We start from the raw sequence: 22,599 nt of genomic DNA, 5'->3' as shown, positions 1-22,599 counted from the left end.
CAACACATTCGGCCTTTATATAACCAATAGAAATATAAAGGCTGTTTTCGTTGTTTTCTAATTAAAAAGAATTGGCGCAAAATAGTGTCAGTTCTTTTTTTGTATTTAAAGCTAAGAAAACCTTTATGGATTACTTTCCGTTATTTCTAGATGCCAGAAAACTGCACGTACTTATTGTGGGTGCCGGTGAAGTGGCTGCGCGTAAGCTAGAGCTGATAATGAAGACTCCTGCCACGATTACCGTGGTGGCGCCTTGGGTATGCGATACCGTTAAGCAGCTTGCGCAAAACGAAAAAGTAACGCTTATTGAACGTGAGTTTGAGAACAGTGACCTTACCCATAAAGACATGGTGTTTATCGCTACCGATAAGCCCGATGTAAACCAGCATATTCACGATTTAGCGCGTGCAAACAAAGTATTGGTGAATGTGGTAGACAACACACCGCTTTGCCAATTTATTACGCCTTCTATTGTTGACCGCTCACCTATTGTTATTGCTATGAGCAGCGGTGGCGTAGCACCGGTGTTGCTGCGCTATTTACGTCAGAAATTAGAAACCGTACTGCCCGCGAACCTAAGCCGACTGGGCGCGTTTTCTGAAAAATTCCGCGATAAAGTTAAGCAGGCTTTAAACGGTGTTACCGCAAGACGCTATTTTTGGGAAGATGTTCTCGATGGCGATATTGCTGAAATGGTAGAAAAAGGCCAAGACCAAAAAGCCGACGAAGCCTTTGAACTCGCACTGCAAGCGGCTGCAAAGGACAAAAAAGTGGAAGGTCAGGTTTATTTGGTTGGTGCAGGCCCGGGCGACCCAGATCTACTTACCTTCCGTGCGCTTCGCCTTATGCAAAAAGCCGACGTAGTAGTTTACGACCGCTTAGTATCACCACAAATACTTGAGCTTGTACGTCGCGATGCTGAAAAGATTTATGTTGGCAAGGCCATGAGCAATCACACGCTCCCTCAGGACAACATTAACCAACTTATGGTTGATGAGGCTAAAAAAGGTAACCGTGTGGTGCGCTTAAAAGGCGGCGATCCGTTTATTTTTGGACGTGGTGGTGAAGAAATACAAACACTAATTCAGCATGGCATAGACTTTCAAGTTGTACCGGGTATTACTGCCGCCAGTGGTGCATCTAGCTATGCAGGCATCCCGTTAACTCACCGCGACCACGCACAGTCTGTTGTATTTGCCACAGGGCATTTAAAAAATGGCTCAATAGATCTGAATTGGCCCGCGCTTGCACAAAAGAATCAAACTGCTGTGTTTTATATGGGGCTTACCGGGTTGCCTATTATTTGCGAAAAAATGATTGAGCATGGGCTTGAACCATCAACACCTATTGCGTTGGTTCAGTCTGCGACAACCGAAAAGCAAGCTGTACTTACCGGCACGCTTGAAAACATTGTGGCAAAGCAAGAAAAAGCAAACCTTAAACCGCCTACACTTATCATAGTGGGAAGCGTAGTAAGCCTTCATGACGAACTGAACTGGTTTCAGCAATAATCTTGAGTTTGTTTTTTGAAATCAGGCGTGCATACTCAGTTCAGTATTAATGAATTACGTATGGTGCACGCTTGTTTTCTAAAAAGGCTTTTCGTAATAACACCGTTATAACGCGTTTTTTGAACGCGCCACTGAATAGAAGCGCTACGCGCGCTGCATCATTCGTACTGTCTTTACTCGCTGTGACTTCTCTTTTTTTAACACCATCGCCGTCATACGGCGAACAGCTAAGCTTCAAAAAAACCAAAAGCGACGATGGTGTAACGCTAAGCTATGTTTGGCTTGATGCCGAAAACACGCGCCAGTCAATTTCATTTACCTTACCCCAAGAGGCTATGAAAGAGGCGCCATCGCGTCAAGCTAACTATAAACCGCACATTGCACAACGCTATATTACTGTTGCGCTTACTAGAGAAGCTCAACGTGTCGACCCTAAAGAGGCAAAGGTAGAGATAACGCCAAGAGAAGGCACTATCGATATAAGTGTTGCTGGGCCAAATGAGGAAATAGTAAGTGAGGTTTTGGAGAACCTAAAAGCCATTGAGCAACAAGAGTATACCAACTATTTGCAAGACCACTACTTTACCCGCTTTACAACGCTGTTTAATCAAAAAGCCGTAAAACCCGACCATGTAAGGTATGTAGCAGAGTCGGTGAAACCACTCATTAGCGCGTCGCAAGCTTTTTATGAGAAAGTACAGTCGACGTCAAATTCCCGAGCATATTTTTCATTAATACTTAGCTGGATACAAAGCATTCCTTACGACACACTAGAGGATAGAGTAGTAAGCAATGGTTCCGGTTTCGCCCCTCCAGTTACACTGCTAACGCAAAACTTAGGCGACTGTGACAGTAAAGCGGTATTAGCATCGTCCATGGTACGAGCATTTCTGCCTTCAACCAAAATGATCATTGTATTTTTACCTAATCACGCACTACTTGGGGTTGCACTTACACCAAACGATGACGACAGAACCATAGAGCACGATGGCGAAACCTACGTGCTCTACGACCCAACGGGTCCTGCGCTAATTCCATTTGGGCAGGTATCCGAAGACACAGAGCGCCACCTTATTACGGGGCGCTATCAAGTTGAACAAGTAGAGTAGTACTGCTACAGGTTTTCTTCAGCAAAACTGGCTAGTCGACTGCGTACTACACCATCTAAATTAACCGTGGCGCTTCCAGAAAAGTCTTTAAACTTCTCGACCAAATACGTCAAACCTGACGTTACGGCGCTTAAGTAATTACTATCTATCTGCGCCAAATTGCCGCCTAGAATAAGCTTAGTGCCCTCACCACACCGGGTGATAATAGTTTTAAGCTGTGACGCCGTTAAGTTTTGCGACTCATCTAAAATGACAATGGCGTTCTGTATGCTTCGACCGCGCATAAAGTTAACCGACTTGTACTGAATATTGGCTTTTTCCATGATGTAGTTCATAGAGCCTTTGGTGTTTTCATCATGCTTATGTAGCACTTCTAAAGAGTCAGTGATTGCCGCTAGCCATGGCAGCATTTTTTCTTCTTCAGTTCCGGGCAAGAAACCAATTGATTCAGCAATTTCTGGTGTGCTTCGCGTAACAATAATTTTATCGTACATGTTGCGCTCTACAACCATCTCAAGTGCAGCAGCCAGTGCAAGCAAGGTCTTTAGGTATTATCAATTAATTCATAAAGCTTATTGGTAGCCTGAGTACCTAAGCACCTCTCAAAAATGACCAGCTTAGTGATAGTTTTTTCATCAAGCTGCATTCCTCGACGGTGAGCGGTTTTCTTTCTCATCTTAACTTGGTTGAGTAATCTCTTAACTATGCGAGGGTTGCCGTTAATGTTTGTGGACTCAGCTAATAGTGGAGCTAACTGTTCAGCAACTACAAATTTGCTTCTGAGTTCGGAATGCTTTTCAATCGTGTGATCTTGAAGTAGCTCGTCAACGGTAGTTTGTGGTTGTTTCCACGACAGCCTTAATGATTCTTCAAGGGCACATCTTATCGTTTCTAACTGAGCATCGGTAACGCCGTGATATTGGGCGGTAAGCATCATTAAGTATGCCCTTATCTCAAGAACTCCGGGTCTTGGTACATGCACAGGAATTTGAATAAGCTTGTCTAAATAATCAGTTTGATGTCGTTGAGATGCACCTTTGTGATATTCAGGTACTGCCAAGCGGATCATGTCTTCATCGGCAGCAATGACAAATGCGGTATTTGGTAAAAATAGAAATAACCTGATCGCCTCAAGTGTTGAAATGGCATTAAATGGAGAACAGCGATCTAAGTTATCGACATAGACAATAAGTGGCTTATCAAACTCATCTAACAGATCAGAATATGCTTTTCGGAACTCTTTAATTTCTTTAGGAGGTGAGAATGATTTCTTATCTTTGATCAAACCTTTGTTTTTCTTCGCTACATCCTTAGCGCCATCGACAGCACCTTTTACATCATCAACATCCAGTTCACCATCGTCACCACCACTGAATAGTCCCATGATCTTTTGTATTCCACCCATAGTTGGTATACCAGCTAATGCCGCACCACCATCCATTAGTAGTCCCATCAGTCTGATCTTATCTATTCTTCCAGCAAACTCTTTCGCTTTTGCACTTAGGTTTTCATCGTCTGCTGCTTTTTTAACTAAAGTCGATGCGATTGTTTCTAATAGCGCTGCTTTAGCATCGTCGTACCCTTGGAAAGTCCATGCATCGAAATGCACTTGGATATATTCTTGATCATCACTTTCCAGAGAAGCTTTAGTAAGTTCAAGAATGGTAGATTTTCCAGCGCCCCAATCACCAAAGACACCTATGCTAATAGGCATTAATTCCTTTTCAGTGATAAGATCTTTAATCGACTCAGCCGTTTCATTGAAATTTAAGAAGTCAATTTTTGATTCTTTATCAGACCACATAACACTTCCTTTTATTTATTATTTCTTTTGTTCCATTCTTTCAATAGTTCGATGAACCGTAGGGCGGCTAACAGAATATTTCTTCGCTAATGCAGAGATCGATTCACCATTTAATTTATCTTTATATAATTCTTTCGCTTGTTTGTCTGATAAAGCAGGCAATCTGCCCATGTGTTTGCCTTTAGCTTTAGCCTCTTCACGACCTTCTGCGGTTCTGGCTTTTATAAGATCCCGCTCAAGTTGAGCGAATACTCCACATAGGTTAATCATGGCGGTGGCAAACGGATTATCATTTTTGGTATTGAGAGAACCGTCAATAATATTTAAACAAGCACCTTTTTTGTGGATACTTTCAATAGCCTCAAGAATAGACTTTAATGATCGGCCCAGCCGATCAAGGCGGGTAACAATAACTTCATCACCTTCCCTGATAAAATCGATGAGTTCCTTTAGCTTTTCTTCATTTCTAACTGAAGCACCAGACTGTTTGCCTTGAAATATTTTTTCACAGCCAAGAGCGTCCAACTTGGACAGTTGAACATTCAAATCTTGTTCTCTAGTTGAGACTCTTGCAAAACCAACTTTCATATGTACGAAACCTGTAACTTTCGTACACCTTACCAATTAAGTGAACGAAAGTCTATAATTAAAGTTTCGTTCATGAACGAAATGAACTGGTAACTTTCGCCCACTCAGCACTCAGATGTGTAAAAAGATCTATTTAAAACTAAATTACTTTTAAGACGCCGCGATACATTTGCATCTGACAATGAAACTCATGCTCTCCCGGTGACAAGTTCAATAAGGTAATTTGAGTAATCTCATTCAATTTAAGCTGCTCGCTTATATCCAATGAAGGAATATGGATTGTTTCAGCGCAGGGGGTTTGATCATTGCGCATAAACTTCAAGGTGACAGGTTGGTTAGCAGACACCTGAATTGAAGATGGGGAATACACGCCATCTTTCACTTCAATTAACACTTCACTGTTTTGCACAATTGTTTTGTTAGGTTTGTACAGCCAAAACCACCAAACAATCAGCGCGATCAACACTAAGCCTAATAAGTTAATTAACGTCATTGTGCTTCTCCTTAATGCTCTTTTGCTTTAAAAAAGCGAAGTCGATTTGCATTTGACACTACGGTCAATGACGAAAACGCCATTGCAGCACCTGCAATTACAGGGCTAAGCAGAATGCCAAAGAAGGGGTATAGAATCCCCGCAGCAAAAGGAATCCCAGCTACGTTATAGACAAACGCGCCAAACAAGTTTTGTTTGATATTTCGTAAAGTGGCTTTGCTTACCGCTATGGCATCAGCAAGGCCGTGAAGTGAGCCACGCATCAGGGTAATGTCAGCACTTTCGATTGCTACATCAGTCCCTGTGCCTATGGCGAAACCAACATCGGCTAACGCAAGTGCGGGGGCATCGTTAATACCATCACCTGTCATACCAACAGTTTCGCCGCTATCTTGTAGCTCTTTAACTTTGTTGGCTTTGTCTTCTGGCAGCACTTCAGCAAGAAACTCACTAATACCCGCTTTTTTGGCAACAGCGGCGGCTGTTTCCTTATTATCGCCTGTTAACATGATGACGCGAATCCCATTGGTCTGAAGCCGTTTAATCGCGGATATTGAGTCAGACTTGATTGGATCTGCAACAGCAATAATTGCTGCCAGCTCGCCATTAACAGCAAAATACATTGGTGTTTTAGCTTCTTTTGCTAAAGACTGGGCTTTTCCAACGAAACCTGTAAGATCAATGCCTTTAATTTTCATTAGTTTATCGTTACCAAAAAGTAAGGTTTTGTTGTTGCAGCTTGCTTCTACACCAAAACCCGTAATGGCGTTAAACGATTCTATTTTTAGTAACTCAATATCCTGATCTAACGCACTTTCAACAATCGCTTGTGCCAAAGGGTGCTCGGAGCCACTTTCTAAACTTGCCGCAAGCTGTAACACTTCTTTCTCATCAGTCGCTTTTGCTAAAACAATATTAGTTACCTTTGGTGTCCCTTCGGTAATAGTGCCCGTTTTATCTAAAATCATGGAAGTGATCTTAGAGGCGGTTTGTAACGCTTCACCGTTTCGAATAAGCACTCCGGCTTCTGCGGCCTTTCCGACACCAACCATCACCGACATAGGCGTTGCCAAGCCCAAAGCACACGGGCAGGCAATAATGAGTACGGTAGTTGCTGATACGATGGCAAAAGCAATTGCTGGCTCTGGTCCAAAGTTAAGCCATGCTAGAGCGCTTAATATAGATATGATCATGACAACAGGAACAAAATAAGCGGAAATTACATCGGCCAAGCGGCCAATAGGTGGCTTAGAGTTTTGCGCTCGTTTCACCATATTGATGATTTGCGCAAGCGCCGTGTCTTTGCCTACGCGTGTCGCTCTAAACAAAATCATGCCTGACTTGTTTAACGTTCCTGCAACAACTTCATCTTCTTTGGCTTTTTCAACAGGCATGGGTTCGCCCGTAAGCATTGATTCGTCAATAGATGTGTGGCCTTCTAATACAATACCATCTACAGGAATTTTCCCCCCCGGTTTTACCTTCACCACATCATTAAGTAAAACCTGCTCGATACCTATCTGAACCTCTTTGCTATCACGAACTACTGTAGCTGTTTTGGTTTGTAACCCGATAAGACGTTTGATGGCTTCAGAGGTTTTACCTCTGGCTTTTAGTTCTAGTGCCAAACCTAAATTAATCAATCCAATGATCATGGCTGTAGCTTCAAAATAAACATGTCTCGCCATCAATGGCACTGCGTCTGGAGCCAATACAACAGCTATTGAGTAAATCCATGCCGTACCTGTTCCTAAAGCAATTAAGGTGTCCATATTGGCTGAATGATTTTTGAAGCTCTTCCATGCTCCGACATAGAAATGCTTGCCTGAAAAATACATAACACCAAAAGTTAAAATGCCTACAACCAACCAAGACATGCGTTCAAGGTTTGTTTCAACTGTCATTTCTCCAACAACAATGCCGTAGATCATTAGAGGAACGCCGAGTGAAAGAGCAATAAAAGTATCTCGTATTAGCTTTTTGTAATACTTCCAGTCTGCTGCCTCTTTCTCGTCAAGCGTATCAATTTCTGAACTATCATCGATTGACTTAGCGTTATAACCGATAGACTCAACAGCTTTAATCAGCTCTTCCGTTTTCACGGTTCCTGTGATTTGAACAGTCCTATCAGCAAAATTCATTTCAGCACTAACTACACCATTGGTTCCTTTCAGCGCCCCCTCAATTTTACCGACGCAACTTGCACAGCCAGCACCTTCTATAATGAGCTGATGATCAGGTTTAATATTATTCATGGGAGCCTCCATTGTTTTCTGTAGGTTCAAAGCTGTCTATGAGGTGACATACCATAGTGGAGGTTGGTGCTTTATCTTCCTTGACTTCCCATTGTGCTAGCGCATCTTTCATGTTTTTACGCAAAGCTAACATTGCCTGAAATTGTTTTTCAGTCTCAGCTAGCCTTTCCTTAATTAAAGACCTAACTAGAGGGCATGCAGCTTTTCCGAGACTCGCCTCATCAACAATGTGTTGTATATCTGATACTGAAAACCCCAGTTGTCTTGCACTTAAAATAAACTTCAGTCTAGAGATTTCTGTTGGGGGGTAGTACTTATATCCGTTTTCAGACTTAGTTGGATTGAGTAATTTTAATCGAGTGTAGTACCTGACAGTATCGGGTGTTGTACCAAACTCTTTGGCCAATTCAGTAACTTTCATAAGCTATCCTGACTTAATAAATAGGTTAACTGAGTTAAGTTTAGACCTGTGTGTTAGACACAGGTCAAGCCTGATATAATAATTTTTGAGCTAGTGTGACCAATGAATGTGCTTGATCTTCCATTTACCGTTTTGTTTTTCCAGCACCATCGTTTCCATGCCTTGATAATCGCGCTCTTTACCTTTGTAAGCACCTTTAGTATGACTGCGTGAAGCAGATATAGCGGTACTTCCAAGAATCGTTACTTGATGTTCAAGTGTTTCGCTCTTCATAGAAGCAAGATATTTCATATCCGACAGCATATGGTGATGGGCGTATTCATCAGCACTTCTTTCAACACGACCTCCCTCGTAGATGGTCACATCATCAGCCAACTGTGCTCTTGCTAGATCCTTATTACCCGTTTCTAGTGCTTGATGAAATGCCAAAACAACTTTTGCGGCAGGGGTATCTATACCTTTAAATAAACCTTTATCTTTGTTCTTATCACCATGAGCGTTTGCTGCGAAACTAAACGTCATTAATAAAACGAGTAATATATTTATTGTTTTCATTTTCATTCTCTCTTTTAGGTTTTAATTTGCAGGGCCAACAACACTAGTAAGCCCAGCCGTTACAGATAAAATGGCAAAAGCGACTACCATTTCTATCGAGATAGATTTATATAGTGCTTCTCTACCATTGTTATTTTTAAGTTGTGGGACGAGTTTTAATTTATGCTTAGCTGCGATGCCCAATATCGAAGTGACGAGAGCTAATTTAAGCAGCAGTGTTTGCCCATAGCTTGAACTAAACAGCTCTTCAACATTTCCAACCAATTGAAAAGCTAACCAAAGGCCAGCAATTAACAATAGACTCACCGCGATACTTGCTTGCCTTCCAAACTTGTCCATCACTGAGTAGAGCTGCTCATAGTCCGGTTCATGGCAAGCTTGTTTAAGCGGAAATAACGCTCCAAACCACCAAGCCATAACAAACACATGGAGCATCAGCAATACTTTTTCGAACACTCCTAGCTCAGATACATGGCCGATAAAGGTAAAAGTGTATGCAAGTAAAAATAAACTAGATACCAAAATGCCTTGTTTTAGGTAATTGTTCAGTACTACAGGTTTGAGTTTGAACGGTGATATTAATACCAATATTGCTATCATTAACCCTATGGTTCTAAGCAAAGTTCCATCACCAATAGAAGAGTCCCACATAATACCTAACATATCAGGGTCGAGTGCACCGTGAATGCCTTCTTCTGCCATCGCACCAGTACTAGCAAAGAACCAAAGACCATTTGCAAGCAAAGCGATGACTATTGAACCTCTTATCCATTTTAGGCTCGCTATTGCCAAGTTATTATGAGACTCACTTTGTTCAAAAACTTGCTTGAAAAATGTATAACCAGCAATGCAGGAAAAACCGACGTAAAATACAATTTTTGACAGTACAATGACTGTATTCCAGATATACATTTCCATAGCAATCACTCCATTAGATTAGTGAACCATAAAGCCAAAGCTATCTTTCATTTTGTGCCCATCTTTACCTAAGAAAGTAACATCAACAACATAGTTAGCAGGTGTAAGTTTCGGTAGCTTCCACGTAAATTCGGTATTGGTTTCTTTAGTAGGTTTGAAGCCAAATTTAACCTTTTTTCCTTGCTTATTTTTCAATGTAATTTTGACTACACGAACCTCTTTGCTAAATGCCAACGTTAACTCTTCTGGAGTCTTCATTAACATTGCATTATCAGCAGGCACACTTTTTTCAAGATGAACGTGCGCGAACACCGCACTACTAAAAACAATGCTGATTACGGTTAAAAATTTAATTAATATTTTCATATTTACCTCTATTTAATTCATGTATTAACGACTAAATTTGTCTTTGAAAATTTGATTACTGGGTATACCAACATCAGTAATTATTTGTTCCACTTCACTCATCATTGCTTCTGGGCCGCACAAGTAAAATTCTGTAGACAGGAATTTTACTTTCTGGCTCAAATACGGCAGAAGTACTTGCTGTACATAGCCAGAATGCCCTTGCCATTGTTCTGAAGGGTTAGAAAGTGTAGGAATATAAGAAAAGTTTTTATGCTGCTCACTCAATAAGTTCAACTCATCGCGGTACAGCAAATCATCTTCAGTTCGCGCACCATAGATGAGAGTCAAGTCACCTTCATCTTGGCGTTTTTTCAACTGTTCAAAAATGATAGCTCTGAGTGGGGCAAGTCCTGAGCCTGCGCCAATAAAAATGCGAGGAACCTTTTTACCTGAAGTAGCATAAAAGTCAGAAAAAGGACCTTTTGCGATTATCGTTTCACCAACTTCGAGTGACCCTAAATAGCTTGAACCTATACCTGCTTTATAACCATCCTTAGCAGTTTGCCAGCGGATGTTGAAGGTTAGCTCATTTGTTTCTTGATCAAAGTTAACCAAGGAGTAATGGCGAGTTACGCTGTCATGTGAAAACTTTCCATGAGAATAACTTTCCCAGTATTTTTCAAAGTTCTCAGGCATATCATCAGGGCGTAAACTATTCATCCCTGCTGGCACTTCAAATTGCATATATGCACCAGCTTTAAATGCCAATCGTTTTCCTGATTTCACTTTAAATTTCACTTCCTTGATAAAAGGAGTAATGAAATTAGTCGCAACCACAACTAGCTCATGATTTTCAATATTGAGATCAGTATTAACTTCAATCGAACTAATTTCAGAGAACCTATGCTGACATCCAAGCCGATAGCCTTCCTTTAGCTGCTCATCTGATAAATGTTCCTGCTCAGATAGTGTGATAGGTAGTTTAGTTGAACTTAAGAACACGCATTTGCCACAAGTACCTCCACCACCGCAACTTGACGGAAGGTATACATGTGAACTAGCTAGCCCTTCTAATACAGTTGAGCGGCCAACTGCTGAGATGTCAGTAATAGTATTTTCATTGGAAAAAGTCACTACCACTTTTTTCCTGTTACTACCCCAACTTAATCTCAGAAAACCATTTTGATACTGTTGTAGCAGCCAAGTAACACCAGTAACTGAAAGGAATAGCGTTGCAAAAGCAAATGCAATGATCAACCAATGGTTAAATCCGCCAGAATTGCCATAGTCCATAAAGTGAAGCTTCATCATCAGATCTTTCAATCTGAAATCATCATTGGCATGGCGAAGCACTTGGCCTGTAATATTATCTAAATAAATAGTTGTATTATTCTCATCCTCAACGACAACTTGCCACATAGGATTTTGCTGCCTCACGTGGTCAGAAAATGGAGGCTGAGATAACACTGGAGTAGTTAACTTACCCTCACCTGAGTAGGAGCTTTTTGCCAAAGTTAGTACTTGTTCTTCAGACAGATTAAATGGCTCTGCTGTTACAGCATCAAATAGCTTTGAGCGGCGCTCTTGGTAGCTATGCTGGCCCTTATCGAACACAAAATGATAGTAAGGCTGATGTAAAATCCATATAAGTTTTACTTCTTGAGGTGCTTCACTAGTAATGTCTTTAATAGGTGTAAAGATAAAGTCTGTAATGTTACCTTCATGATGGTAATGAACTCTAAGCTCATTACCACTTGCTTTACTGTGATCCATCAAGTTGAAATAAAGGCCCGTTCCCAACCAAATAAGCAGTTGTAAACCAACCACTAAAGAAAGCCATTTGTGTACTGATGTATTTAACTTAAATAGTCGCATCAAATGATTTCCTTTTTATTTGCAGAGAACACTCGAAAATACGTCAAAACGGCACCAGCAATAGCGGCCATTAGCCCCAAAGTTGCAACCAAGAACAAAAACCAGTTAGATACATTTTCACCATCATCGTAATCCATAATGTGGAAACGCCACATCCAATCAAACAACCTCCAGAAATCATGTCGCTTGGCAACAAGTGCGCCTGTTTGTTGACTGATATAAAATGTCGGTGTGGCGAATTGGTCAAACGTTACTTTCCAAACGGGTAAGTGTCTTGGAGACAATTCAGCAGGCATATCTGTTGCTGACTTAATCAGCCTTATGCTGTCGATGTCATGATTCATTGCGTAATGGTATTGCGCGATTTCTTTAGCTTTGACTTCATCAACAGGTGGACGAACAGCCCCAGTTTTAGCGTCAATTGCTACTTTCCCCTGTTCTCCATTAATAAAAGAATACAAAGGGTCGCCCATGCTTTGGGTAAGCGTGACTTGGCTAGCTTGAGGGTAATCCGCAGCTAGTTTTGCAATGGAGTAATCCACACTAGCTAAATCTATTTTGGCTTCCTCAATCTTAGCCAAGGTTTCGCCGTGTATATAGTGAATATCCATAGTCACCATATACACACCAGTAATAGACCAGAACAGAAATTGTATTCCGACAAAAGCCATTAGCCATTTGTGGTACATCCTAGCTTTTCTAAGCATTGTTTTTTAGCTCCGAGTTAGAAAGTTCCTTGTTAAAGGCGTTTACTTCGGGCTTTTTAACGATTGAATAAATCGCGGGTAAAACAATTAGAGTTAGCAGGACTGCACTTGTCATCCCACCTACCATTGGTGCAGCAATACGACTCATTACCTCAGAGCCTGTTCCTGTACCATATAAAATAGGCATTAGGCCGATAATGATTGTCGCTACTGTCATCATTACAGGACGAACACGTAATCCAGCACCGTGCAATAAGGCTTCTTGATATTCATCTTCTGAGATGAGTTCTGCTCGCTCTTTCGCTTTTTCCTTAAGTTCAGCGAGCGCCTGATTGAGATATACCAACATTATTACGCCAATCTCAACAGCTACTCCAGCCAGAGCAATAAAGCCTACACCAACTGCTACAGAGAAGTTGAACCCTTCTAAATACATCAACCATAACCCACCGATCATTGCCATCGGTAAAGTCACAATGATGATCGCAACTTCGCTAAACGCTCTGAAGTTCAAATAAAGCAAAATAACAATAATGGCGAGCGTCAATGGAACAACGTAAGTAAGCTTGGCTTTGGCTCTTTCCATATATTCGTATTGACCAGCCCAAGTAATCGAATAACCTGCTGGTAATATAAGATTTTTAGCTAAATGCTCTTTTGCACTTTCAACATAAGTACCTACGTCAACGCCCTCTATATCAATGAACGTCCAACCATTAATACGTGCATTTTCACTCTTGATCCCCGGAGGGCCTACTTCTACTTTTATTTCAGCTACGTCACCTAGTGCGATGCGTTGTCCATTTGGAGTGACAACAGGCAAGCGCGACAACTGCTCTGGAGAGTCACGATAATCTTGTGGGTATCGCAAGTTGACAGGATAACGCTCTTGACCTTCTACTGTTTGAGTGACATTCATCCCACCAATAGCAGTTGAAACTACTTGTTGTACGTCATCGATGTTTAATCCAAAACGACTTGCTTTCTCACGAGAAATATCAACTTTTATATATCGTCCACCTGCAACTCGTTCAGAATAAACTGAAGCGGTCCCGGTCACCTCAGGTAACAATTGCTCTATTTGTTGTCCAATCTCTTGAATCGTATTTAAATCAGATCCTGCTACTTTAATCCCTACTGGCGTTTTGATACCCGTTGCTAACATGTCAATACGAGTTTTGATTGGCATAACCCAAGCGTTAGTTAAGCCCGGAAACTTAACCAACTTATCAAACTCAGCTTTTAAAGATTCTGTTGTCACTCCCTCACGCCACTCTTCTTGAGGCTTCAACTGAATGAAGGTTTCAATCATAGTTAACGGTGCAGGGTCAGTTGCAGATTCAGCTCTTCCGACCTTACCAAATACAGTTTCAACTTCAGGCACTGTTTTAATTAGCTTGTCGGTTTGCTGTAGAATCTCTCTTGCCTTACCAATAGAGATCCCCGGATATGTAGTCGGCATGTACATTAAATCTCCTTCATCTAGAGGAGGAATAAACTCGCTACCAATCTTATCAACAGGCCAAAAACCGACGATAGTCACTAATATTGCTGCTACAATTGTCGATTTTGGAAACTTCATTACTTGCTTTAAAACAGGCATGTAAATAGCAATTAGCAATCGGTTTAACGGATTTTTCTTTTCTGAAACAATTTTGCCTCGAATAAAGTACCCCATTAATACAGGCACCAATGTTATCGCTAAGCCTGCTGATGCAGCCATTGCATATGTTTTTGTATAAGCTAAAGGTGAAAACATCCTTCCTTCTTGCGCTTCTAAGATAAACACTGGCAAGAATGAGACTGTAATGATGAGCAAACTAAAGAATAATGCAGGGCCGACTTCACTTGCCGCCTTTGAGACTATTTGCCAACGATTTTCATCTGTTAGCGGTGTCTTCTCCATATGCTTATGCATATTTTCAATCATCACTATTGCGCCATCTGTCATCGCACCAATTGCAATAGCGATACCACCTAATGACATAATATTCGCATTGATACCTTGCATATGCATGATGATAAATGAAGCTAAGATGCCAATAGGTAGAGTGACAACTGCAACAATCGAAGATCGCAAATGAAACAGAAATGCAACACATACAATCGCGACGACAGCAAGCTCTTCGAGCAATTTACTCCATAGGTTTTCTACCGCCTCTCCTATTAAGCCAGAGCGATCATAAACCGTAACTATTTCAACTCCTTCGGGTAAACCTTTTTTTAACTCTTCTAATTTGGCTTTTACTCCATCAATGGTTTTTTGTGCGTTTTCACCAAAGCGCATAACAACCACACCACCAACAACTTCTCCTTCACCATTAAGTTCAGCGATGCCCCGTCTCATTTGTGGACCTAAGTTGACTTCTGCCACATCGCCAATAGTTAGGGGCGTTCCTTGTTCGTTCACACCGAGAGGGATCAACTCTATATCTGAAATACTTTTGATATAGCCAGTTGCGGTAACCATGTACTCTGCTTCAGCCATTTCAACAACAGAGGCACCTGTTTCTTGGTTACCACGCTTAAGGGCCATTTGAATGTGACTAAGTGGTATACCGTAGGCTCTTAACTTATCGGGATCGACTTGTATTTGATATTGTTTAACCATTCCACCAACGGCAGCAACCTCTGACACTCCGGGGACAGTTTGCAATTCATATTTTAAGAACCAATCTTGAATACTACGCAATTGGCTAATATCCAAGTTGCCCGTTTTATCTACAAGAGAATATAGGTAAACCCAGCCAACACCTGTCGCATCTGGCCCTAGTTGTGGACGCGCACTAGCGGGTAGCGAAGGGGCTACTTGACTTAAATATTCAAGTACTCTGCTCCTTGCCCAATATAAGTCAGTGTCTTCGTCAAAGATGACGTAAACAAATGAGTCACCAAAAAATGAATAGCCACGAACAGTAACGGCACCCGGAACCGACAACATCGCGGTTGTTAAAGGGTAAGTTACCTGATCTTGAACAACTTGCGGTGCCTGACCGGGGTAATTCGTTTTAATTATTACTTGAACGTCAGATAAATCAGGTAGTGCATCAACAGGCGTATTCTTTATTGAAAATAGCCCACCACCAATCAAAATTAAGGTAGCTAAGATAACGAAGAAGCGATTGCCTATCGACCATCTAATAATTGATTCAATCATCATTTATCTCCCTACTTAATGGTTTGAATGGTCAACAGCACTTTTTTGTTCATGCTCGTGTTGATCATCTGATTCAAGGGAGATTTCTGTGATAACCAAATCCTCTCTCACCTCAAAAGTGAAAGTGACGTTATCACCAGCATTGAAATCAACTATTTCTATATTGTCCGCGACGATAAAATCCATCGTCGCAGCAGGTCTATCCCATTTCTCTATCGGACCTCGGCTAATATTTAGAATACGGGTATCAATATCAATCGCATTGATTAGACCTGATACTGATGCCGAAGGTACTTCTTCGCTCATATCACCAGACTCACTCATGATATGAATACCAGTGATTTCATAGCCACCACCTTCGGTTTTACTCACCTCAAAGTGCAGCGACTGACCAGACTTCAATGAATCGATATCGACTTTCTCTGCCACATTAAAATCCATAGTCATCTCAGGCCAATCCCAAGCTTCGGCAGGGCCATGTGTTATATTAACCATTCGATGTCCAGCCATGACGCTATTTACATCACCTTGCATCCAGACAGAGTTAGGCACTTCATCATGGGTCATGCGTTTGAAATCAGAGCTTTTACTTGACTCAGAATCAATCAAGAATTGAGCTGATGTCACCACAACGTCATCTTCATTAAGACCGTCTAAGATTTCGATACTATCGATATCAACCCGGCCAATAGTCACTTCGATAGACTTAAATTGCCCATCCCCCAACGCAAGTACTACTCTGTCTTGTTTACCTGTGCGAATGACGGCTTCTTTAGGTACGAGTATGGTGCTATCAGCTTGATTAGCGTGAATAGAGACTTGTGCAAACATGTTTGGTTTTAATTGATAGTCTGGGTTGTCAAACTTCAGTCTCACTCTGAGTGTGCGTGTTTTACTATTCAATGTTGGATAAACATAATCAACGACACCAGCCCAGTCCTCTCCGGGTAAATAGTTAAGTGTCATTGATACAGGAAGTCCTTTTTTAATTAAGGCTGCATCACGTTCAAATACTTCTGCTTCAACCCACACTTGATCTAGCTGACCAATGCTTAAAAGAGTATTACCCGGTTTTACGTAGAAGCCTTCTCTAACTTTCAAGCCATCAACAACACCTGCTTGTGGTGAATAAAAGGTGATGGTTTGCTGAACCTTTCGTGTCTTTTCTAGCTTTTGAATGAAGTCTGATGAAAGCTGTAACGCTTTAAGGCGATCTTTCGCCGCCGAAATTAAGGAACTATTATTGCGCTTTAACGCTATTAACAGCTCTTCCTGCGCGTTAACTAACTGAGGAGAATAAAGTGTGTACAGAGGCTGCCCTTTCTCTACAGGATTACCTGCGGCTTTGACATAGAGTTTTTCAATCCAACCATCAACACGTGGGTGGATGTGAATTAGCTTATCTTCATCATATTGAACGTAACCTACCGTTGATATTTCAGTATGCATATTTTTCAGTTCAACAGGTGCAGTGCGAACCCCAAGGTTATTCACAACATGAGGCGCAATTTTTACTGCTCCGGGGCCAAAGTCGTCACTAGATGATTCTTCTTCATACACGGGGATTAAATCCATCCCCATAGGCGACTTACCGGGCTTGTCCCGGCGGTAATTAGAATCCATCGGTGCAACCCAATACAGCGGTTTTTTCTCTGCTGATGTAGCTTCATTGCCATTGCTGCTTGAACCTGTACCTTGATATAAACTTAATGCTCCAGCACCTAGTGCTGCCCCAATGATGATGGCAATAACTGTTTTTGTATTCGTTGACATTATTTTTCTCCAAATTGCTGATTGGATAAGTGCTGAGTGTGCATTGGCTTATGTTCAGCATTTGATTTAGATTGAGTATGCGCAAAGAAATAGTTGATGCGAGCAACTGTTTTAAGGGCATCAACATCAATTCTTAAGGCTGATATTCTGGCATTTAATTCTGCGATTCTTGCTCGAACAACTTCGGCAAAATCACCATCATCGTTGGTGTATGCCGTCAAAGACGCTTCCGCTTGGTCATGAGTTTGTTTAAGGAGTTGTTCTTGATAGATAGATTGTCTATCAGATAAACGTTTAAGCTGTCTAAGCTCCTTTTCCACCGCACTGATCATTTGCTTTGTCAGCAATAGTTTCTCGGTTTTAACAGCCTCTGAATCTGCAATAGAAGCGGCAACTTGCTTATCTTGTCTGTTCTCGGTAAACAACGGTAAATCAAACGTTACCCCAACAGAAAATAAATCAGCTCGGCTATCACCAGAAGGCATATTGTCACGATAGGCATAGCTCGCATTAACACCCCATTGCGGCTCATATTGCTGTTTAGCTAACTCAACTCCTTTTTCTGAAGCTTTGCGTTTTACATCAATTGCAAGTATGGCTGGATGATTAGCAAGTGCCTGAGCCAATAGATTTCTTGAGTAATTAGATGCTTTTAGGACTGTTGGATTAATCAATCGAATCAAAGGCAATTCTTTTGAGACGCTAAACTCTAGTGGTTGCGCATCAAAGTTGAATGATTCATTCAATCGGTCAGCATCGTAAATATGAAGCCACTCATTAAGGCGAGCGATTGTCGTTTCGAGTTTCTGCTTTTGCGAAGTTAATCTGTCATCTAACTGTACGATTTCCAATTGAGCACGAATAACATCTTGCTGTCTGGTTTTACCAACAACGTTTGAGTAGCTAGCTTTAGCCACTTCCGCCATCTGCTCAAAAAGCGCCCAATCTGCTTCAATCAATTTAATGGTTTGTTGGGCTAAGTACGCTTCTAACCAAAGCTGTGACACTTGGCTTTTCAACTTCGCTTTACGATCCTCACGTAGCAATGGAAATTTCGTGGACTCAATTTTTAACTGGTCTTGTTTGATCTCTAGGCTATCTCCTCTCGGAAACATTTGAGAGACACCAACCTTTAGCTGAGTCATTCCTTCCTGATCTAAATCCCAAGTATCTGTTGGTAAATTCATTATCCCTAGTGATACTTTCGGATCAGGCAAAGTACCTGAAGCGATACTTCTATTCTCAACCGCACTTTGTTTCAATCGACTACCATGAAGCCAAGGATCATTTTGCTGGGCTAAGGTGATGGCTTGTTCAAGCGACACTACTTTTTCAGCTTGAGCAGAGAATACTGACAAGCTGAGCATTAACGCAGTTGAAAGTGAAGCAATGTTTGCAGCGTTCAATTTCATTAGAATTGCTCCTCGTAGCTCTTAACTTTTGCATAGACTTTGCTCGTTCCATCTTTAAATAGAATTAACACGTTGTATGGCATAAAGCGGTCACCGACTTCCATACCGGGAGAGCCAACTGGCATTGCTGGAACTGAAAGCCCAATCGCATTGGGATGTTCTTCTGATAAAAACTGCTGAATAAATTTAGCAGGTACGTGACCTTCAAAGGCAAATCCGTTTCTACTCACTGCCGTGTGGCAGGAACGGTAATTAGGCTTGATACCATACTTAGTTTTGATATTGCCGATGTTTCGGAAATCTTTGGAATGCGCAACGATCCCCTCGTCTTCAATATGAGTTATCCATTTTTTACAACACCCACAAGTAGGGGTTTTGTAAACGATTAACTCCAAAGGTGTTACGTCGTTATTGTGTGCATGTTTATGTTCATTAGCGTTTGCAAACGCAGGTGAAAGCAGCATTACAACTGCTATTTTTAAATACTTATTGATCATTTTTGCCCCCAGACATCGCTGGAAAATATCTATAGCGCTACAACGCTAAATCTAATAACAGAGAAATTAATTACATGTGCGCGAAATTTGGACGCACTAATCCTGTATTAGGCAAAAATTGGTGGACGATAAAGGGAAGTGGAAATTGAATGGGGTTGTTTAGATTGCATAGCAGCTACAGATTCACTCAATATGTGAATATCTGTCGAGTCAACACTGGAATTTAGGACTGTCGTAGATGAGCAAGCATTTGCAGGACAAACACATTCAACATCGCAACAGTCTTCTGACTGACCATTACTGCTATTATTCATATCACCATGATTCATTCCTTCATGATGACTCATTTTGGAATGATCCATGTTCATGTGTGACTCATGAGAACCTGATGACATTTCGCAAGACATAGCAGAATACGCAAATGCTTGCCCTACAAAGGCAACCAACATAAGCGTTATTACTAAGACTTTTGAAAATGCTTTAGACATAAATTTCTCTTACAAGTACACATCTCCAATACTAATGCAAATCTTCGACTAAGTAAATTGATGCTGTGTAAACATTTATGAATATTTGATTATCATCAAATTTTTCAACGGTATAAGGACGCCACTCCAAACGGAAATCTGCGCCTGTATTTACGATGAACTTGGCATCTTCAGGCAAGCCTAACACTTGATATATCACTGAAACTAACTCTAATGTTTCGATATCTACCAGCATCAGGCTTTCAATGCGGTTTGCCATTGACTCAATTTCTTTATGAAGCGATTCAATAATTTCTTGATCATCATATTCGTTGATCAATAAGTATTTCAGGGAATCATGCTTTAGAATTGAGTCTAGATTATTATCGTCAAATATTTCTTAAGGCGGATGTGAGTTTGTGAAAAGTCAGAACAGTTATAAACACCTATTGACCATAAACGCTCTGCATACAGGTCAGGAAACTCTAACAATAATGCAAAATTCTTGGCTTGGTTATTAAGCTTATTCTTTAGTTGAGGTAGTGAGATCATTTAGTTCTCCAAACAATGTTTGCAAACAAACAATGGCCTACGAACACATTGTTTACTTGAATGTTTGAATCACCAAATTTTCACGGATGCTCCGCTTCACTGCTCACGTTTTCCAAGGCGAAAAACATGTGTAGGCGTAAGCTGTCCGTTCAGCCTTTATCTTATAATATCGCCAAAAAACAAAATAACAACTTACGTATTTGTACAACTTTAGGTAGATATTTTGAGTTTGAACTCTGAAAAGCTAAGCCCAAATAGGGATACGACCATTTCTTCATTTATATTGGAGCTGGGAAATTTTTTTTCAAAATTTCCAATGATGCTATCTAGGTGGCTAGCTAATATTTTTACTAAAAATATTTCCGAGTTTGGTGAGAGAGCAGACAGTGCTATCAATGGGTTGCCAAAGGATTCAGCTTTTATTTTTACTAGTAAATCGCTGTAACTGTCACAGCCGTAAAGACAAATAGATACCCCTTCTTGGGCCTGTCCAAGGGGAAGTGATAATTTTTTTGACAACCTCTTTGCTTGACGCTTTACATTGCTTATAAGCGTTTCTGATTCAAAAGACATACGCACACCAAAACATAACAACTAAGGTCCACAGCACCCAAGTCATTACATCTTCAATGTATGATTAATCTTTTAAACCCAGAGTAAATCCATTTCGTCCGCATGTGTGGAAACTGGCTTCTCTGAAAAGCCACTGCAAAAAGCAGTGGCTATTGTCGCAATATTATAAGGAAATGTGAATTGTAGTTTAATGTCTACATATTCTTTTCAGTGAACTCAGCCAAACTACTACGTTCTACCTCATCAAAAATCAGAACTGATCCTTTCTCATAATTTCTATATACATTAACAGCCGCACTTGCACCAGACGAAGCAGGTGTTACAAACTTATCGTCAATCTGGGCTAGGTTACCCAATACAATAGTCCGGCAATTTTTACCTCCACGACTTAACATACCCTTGATTTGCGCTCTAGTCATGTTTTGAGCTTCATCAATGATTAACACAGCATCGTCTATTGAACGGCCCCGAAAGTAAGCCATACTAGTAAATTCTATATTGGCTTTTTCGATCACGTGTTCAACTGTAGCGTGGATATTTCCTTCGTGACTATCATCCGAGTGCATCGAGATAAGTGCGTCTGTAATGCCTGCGAGCAAAGGCATCGATTTTTCTGTTAAATCCCCCGGAAGGAATCCGGGGTCATCATCCATAAAGTCTCTTGAGCGAACCACAACGATTTTTTTGTACTTTTTCAACTCCAATACTTGATGCAGCGCCGAAGCAACTGCTAAAAAAGTTTTTCCGGAGCCAGCAGGGCCAAGGATGATATTTAAGTCATAGTAAGGGTCTGTTAATTGGCTTAAAGCTACCGCTTGACGCTGGTTTTTAGGTAAAATCCCCCATACTTTTTCTTGCTTACGCGGCAATAACTTCGTGAAAACTTCAGTATTTGTTACTTCTGAAATCCGCCCAATGTGTCCAGCTTCATCGTACCAATACATGTTTGGCTGAACTTCATCGTTGAACAAGCTTATTGGGAATGTATAAACCTCTCCTGAGACTTTGAAATCTTTATCTGATTCAATTCGATCAAAAAGATCACCTTCAAAAGCCTGTACTCCTGTATATAACAAATCTATATCTGCGATTTGATTATCAACGGATACATCTTCAGCCATAACACCAACTGTACGTGCTTTCAGTCGCATATTGATGTCACGGCTAACGATGGTAACGTCTTTATCTAACTCTTTCTGAAGATGTAGTGCATAGTTAATTATTCTGTTGTCAGCATCGCTACCAATCGTGTGCTTTAACTCTTTTGCCATGTCCAATTGGGTGTCAATCCCGATAAACAACTTGCCTCTTTTAGCTGTTTCAGTAGAAGGCAGTGGAATACCTGCTTCCATTTCTTCTGCACTGTGCCCGTTTATAATGTCTTCAAGCATACGGATACATACACGAGCATCAGCACTTACCGATTTATTAGTTCTCTCTTTTAAGTTATCTAATTCTTCTAAAACTGTTAGACAGATGTATACATCTTCACTGTAAGCGAGCAATGACTTTGGATCATGAACTAGTGCCGATGTATCTAATACTCTTGGATTTCTATTTTCACTTGGATTATTCATTTTAGTT

20 protein-coding genes and 1 pseudogene are annotated in these 22,599 nt (G+C 40.9%); 2 read left to right on the top strand and 19 right to left on the bottom strand.

Features of this window, described 5'->3' with window-relative positions:
• Positions 1 to 125: 125 nt before the first annotated feature.
• Together cysG and ACGHAV_RS11955 are read left to right on the top strand one after the other, a co-directional pair.
• On the top strand, positions 126 to 1,511 hold the full coding sequence (gene cysG / locus ACGHAV_RS11960; protein WP_390380838.1) for a siroheme synthase CysG: 1,386 nt from the start codon (positions 126 to 128) through the stop codon (positions 1,509 to 1,511).
• A gap of 71 nt (positions 1,512 to 1,582) precedes the next feature.
• Entirely contained in the window at positions 1,583 to 2,620 is a 1,038-nt protein-coding gene (locus tag ACGHAV_RS11955; RefSeq protein ID WP_390380835.1) for a hypothetical protein, read from the top strand.
• 5 nt (positions 2,621 to 2,625) lie between these two features.
• On the opposite strand, the pseudogene ACGHAV_RS11950 reads toward ACGHAV_RS11955, so the two are convergent.
• From ACGHAV_RS11950 to ACGHAV_RS11860, 19 genes and pseudogenes are all read right to left on the bottom strand, one after another.
• A pseudogene (locus tag ACGHAV_RS11950) lies at positions 2,626 to 3,165 on the bottom strand (PhoH family protein); the annotation flags it as partial.
• On the bottom strand, positions 3,165 to 4,424 hold the full coding sequence (locus ACGHAV_RS11945; protein ID WP_390380832.1) for a P-loop NTPase fold protein: 1,260 nt from the start codon (positions 4,422 to 4,424) through the stop codon (positions 3,165 to 3,167). The pseudogene ACGHAV_RS11950 and the gene ACGHAV_RS11945, both read right to left, overlap by 1 nt.
• A gap of 18 nt (positions 4,425 to 4,442) precedes the next feature.
• A complete protein-coding gene (locus ACGHAV_RS11940) occupies positions 4,443 to 5,012 on the bottom strand; it encodes a recombinase family protein (RefSeq protein WP_390380829.1) in 570 nt (189 codons plus the stop codon).
• 139 nt (positions 5,013 to 5,151) lie between these two features.
• Positions 5,152 to 5,505, bottom strand: a complete 354-nt coding sequence (locus ACGHAV_RS11935; protein ID WP_390380826.1) for a cupredoxin domain-containing protein — start codon at positions 5,503 to 5,505, stop codon at positions 5,152 to 5,154.
• 11 nt (positions 5,506 to 5,516) lie between these two features.
• On the bottom strand, positions 5,517 to 7,760 hold the full coding sequence (locus ACGHAV_RS11930) for a heavy metal translocating P-type ATPase (RefSeq protein WP_390380823.1): 2,244 nt from the start codon (positions 7,758 to 7,760) through the stop codon (positions 5,517 to 5,519).
• Positions 7,753 to 8,181, bottom strand: coding sequence for a MerR family transcriptional regulator (locus tag ACGHAV_RS11925; protein WP_204999611.1), 429 nt, complete (start codon positions 8,179 to 8,181; stop codon positions 7,753 to 7,755). Before ACGHAV_RS11925 ends, ACGHAV_RS11930 begins: the two co-directional genes overlap by 8 nt.
• Before the next feature lie 90 nt (positions 8,182 to 8,271).
• The gene (locus tag ACGHAV_RS11920) at positions 8,272 to 8,742 is read right to left on the bottom strand and encodes a YybH family protein (protein WP_390380820.1); all 471 of its coding nucleotides are present in this window, start codon (positions 8,740 to 8,742) and stop codon (positions 8,272 to 8,274) included.
• A gap of 15 nt (positions 8,743 to 8,757) precedes the next feature.
• Entirely contained in the window at positions 8,758 to 9,654 is an 897-nt protein-coding gene (locus ACGHAV_RS11915) for a copper resistance D family protein (protein WP_390380817.1), read from the bottom strand.
• 18 nt (positions 9,655 to 9,672) lie between these two features.
• Positions 9,673 to 10,020: a copper resistance CopC family protein gene (locus tag ACGHAV_RS11910; protein ID WP_116001648.1), complete on the bottom strand. Its 348-nt coding sequence runs from the start codon at positions 10,018 to 10,020 to the stop codon at positions 9,673 to 9,675.
• 24 nt (positions 10,021 to 10,044) lie between these two features.
• The gene (locus tag ACGHAV_RS11905; RefSeq protein WP_390380813.1) at positions 10,045 to 11,877 is read right to left on the bottom strand and encodes a 2Fe-2S iron-sulfur cluster-binding protein; all 1,833 of its coding nucleotides are present in this window, start codon (positions 11,875 to 11,877) and stop codon (positions 10,045 to 10,047) included.
• Complete coding sequence (locus ACGHAV_RS11900; RefSeq protein WP_390380811.1) at positions 11,877 to 12,488, bottom strand: PepSY domain-containing protein; 612 nt, start codon at positions 12,486 to 12,488, stop codon at positions 11,877 to 11,879. Before ACGHAV_RS11900 ends, ACGHAV_RS11905 begins: the two co-directional genes overlap by 1 nt.
• Before the next feature lie 88 nt (positions 12,489 to 12,576).
• Complete coding sequence (locus ACGHAV_RS11895) at positions 12,577 to 15,741, bottom strand: efflux RND transporter permease subunit (RefSeq protein ID WP_390381271.1); 3,165 nt, start codon at positions 15,739 to 15,741, stop codon at positions 12,577 to 12,579.
• A gap of 15 nt (positions 15,742 to 15,756) precedes the next feature.
• The gene (locus ACGHAV_RS11890) at positions 15,757 to 17,514 is read right to left on the bottom strand and encodes an efflux RND transporter periplasmic adaptor subunit (RefSeq protein ID WP_390380808.1); all 1,758 of its coding nucleotides are present in this window, start codon (positions 17,512 to 17,514) and stop codon (positions 15,757 to 15,759) included.
• Positions 17,514 to 18,926 (bottom strand): TolC family protein, encoded by a 1,413-nt coding sequence (locus ACGHAV_RS11885; RefSeq protein ID WP_390380805.1) that lies wholly within the window; start codon positions 18,924 to 18,926, stop codon positions 17,514 to 17,516. The genes ACGHAV_RS11890 and ACGHAV_RS11885 overlap by 1 nt, the downstream gene beginning before the upstream one ends.
• Positions 18,926 to 19,423: a DUF411 domain-containing protein gene (locus ACGHAV_RS11880; protein WP_390380802.1), complete on the bottom strand. Its 498-nt coding sequence runs from the start codon at positions 19,421 to 19,423 to the stop codon at positions 18,926 to 18,928. Before ACGHAV_RS11880 ends, ACGHAV_RS11885 begins: the two co-directional genes overlap by 1 nt.
• Positions 19,424 to 19,530: 107 nt before the next feature.
• The gene (locus tag ACGHAV_RS11875; protein WP_390380799.1) at positions 19,531 to 19,911 is read right to left on the bottom strand and encodes a hypothetical protein; all 381 of its coding nucleotides are present in this window, start codon (positions 19,909 to 19,911) and stop codon (positions 19,531 to 19,533) included.
• 31 nt (positions 19,912 to 19,942) lie between these two features.
• Positions 19,943 to 20,230: a hypothetical protein gene (locus tag ACGHAV_RS11870; RefSeq protein ID WP_390380796.1), complete on the bottom strand. Its 288-nt coding sequence runs from the start codon at positions 20,228 to 20,230 to the stop codon at positions 19,943 to 19,945.
• 422 nt (positions 20,231 to 20,652) lie between these two features.
• Positions 20,653 to 21,015 carry a hypothetical protein gene (locus ACGHAV_RS11865; protein WP_390380794.1) on the bottom strand — a complete coding sequence of 121 codons (363 nt, stop codon included), beginning with the start codon at positions 21,013 to 21,015 and terminating at the stop codon, positions 20,653 to 20,655.
• Positions 21,016 to 21,209: 194 nt separating this feature from the next.
• Positions 21,210 to 22,592 carry a PhoH family protein gene (locus ACGHAV_RS11860; RefSeq protein ID WP_390380791.1) on the bottom strand — a complete coding sequence of 461 codons (1,383 nt, stop codon included), beginning with the start codon at positions 22,590 to 22,592 and terminating at the stop codon, positions 21,210 to 21,212.
• Positions 22,593 to 22,599 lie beyond the last annotated feature (7 nt).

The sequence above is a fragment of the Alteromonas sp. MTD1 genome, assembly GCF_042848195.1.
Lineage (GTDB): Bacteria > Pseudomonadota > Gammaproteobacteria > Enterobacterales > Alteromonadaceae > Alteromonas.
This window is presented reverse-complemented; position numbering and strand designations above follow the sequence as displayed.

Coding starts and splice junctions, on each gene's coding strand:
- ACGHAV_RS11915 (WP_390380817.1), bottom strand. CDS start 9,654: ATGGAAATGTATATCTGGAATACAGTCATTGTACTGTCAAAAATTGTA.
- ACGHAV_RS11910 (WP_116001648.1), bottom strand. CDS start 10,020: ATGAAAATATTAATTAAATTTTTAACCGTAATCAGCATTGTTTTTAGT.
- ACGHAV_RS11895 (WP_390381271.1), bottom strand. CDS start 15,741: ATGATTGAATCAATTATTAGATGGTCGATAGGCAATCGCTTCTTCGTT.
- ACGHAV_RS11900 (WP_390380811.1), bottom strand. CDS start 12,488: ATGGATATTCACTATATACACGGCGAAACCTTGGCTAAGATTGAGGAA.
- cysG (WP_390380838.1), top strand. CDS start 126: ATGGATTACTTTCCGTTATTTCTAGATGCCAGAAAACTGCACGTACTT.
- ACGHAV_RS11865 (WP_390380794.1), bottom strand. CDS start 21,015: ATGTCTTTTGAATCAGAAACGCTTATAAGCAATGTAAAGCGTCAAGCA.
- ACGHAV_RS11920 (WP_390380820.1), bottom strand. CDS start 8,742: ATGAAAATGAAAACAATAAATATATTACTCGTTTTATTAATGACGTTT.
- ACGHAV_RS11945 (WP_390380832.1), bottom strand. CDS start 4,424: ATGTGGTCTGATAAAGAATCAAAAATTGACTTCTTAAATTTCAATGAA.
- ACGHAV_RS11935 (WP_390380826.1), bottom strand. CDS start 5,505: ATGACGTTAATTAACTTATTAGGCTTAGTGTTGATCGCGCTGATTGTT.
- ACGHAV_RS11925 (WP_204999611.1), bottom strand. CDS start 8,181: ATGAAAGTTACTGAATTGGCCAAAGAGTTTGGTACAACACCCGATACT.
- ACGHAV_RS11880 (WP_390380802.1), bottom strand. CDS start 19,423: ATGATCAATAAGTATTTAAAAATAGCAGTTGTAATGCTGCTTTCACCT.
- ACGHAV_RS11875 (WP_390380799.1), bottom strand. CDS start 19,911: ATGTCTAAAGCATTTTCAAAAGTCTTAGTAATAACGCTTATGTTGGTT.
- ACGHAV_RS11930 (WP_390380823.1), bottom strand. CDS start 7,760: ATGAATAATATTAAACCTGATCATCAGCTCATTATAGAAGGTGCTGGC.
- ACGHAV_RS11885 (WP_390380805.1), bottom strand. CDS start 18,926: ATGAAATTGAACGCTGCAAACATTGCTTCACTTTCAACTGCGTTAATG.
- ACGHAV_RS11890 (WP_390380808.1), bottom strand. CDS start 17,514: ATGTCAACGAATACAAAAACAGTTATTGCCATCATCATTGGGGCAGCA.
- ACGHAV_RS11940 (WP_390380829.1), bottom strand. CDS start 5,012: ATGAAAGTTGGTTTTGCAAGAGTCTCAACTAGAGAACAAGATTTGAAT.
- ACGHAV_RS11860 (WP_390380791.1), bottom strand. CDS start 22,592: ATGAATAATCCAAGTGAAAATAGAAATCCAAGAGTATTAGATACATCG.
- ACGHAV_RS11905 (WP_390380813.1), bottom strand. CDS start 11,877: ATGCGACTATTTAAGTTAAATACATCAGTACACAAATGGCTTTCTTTA.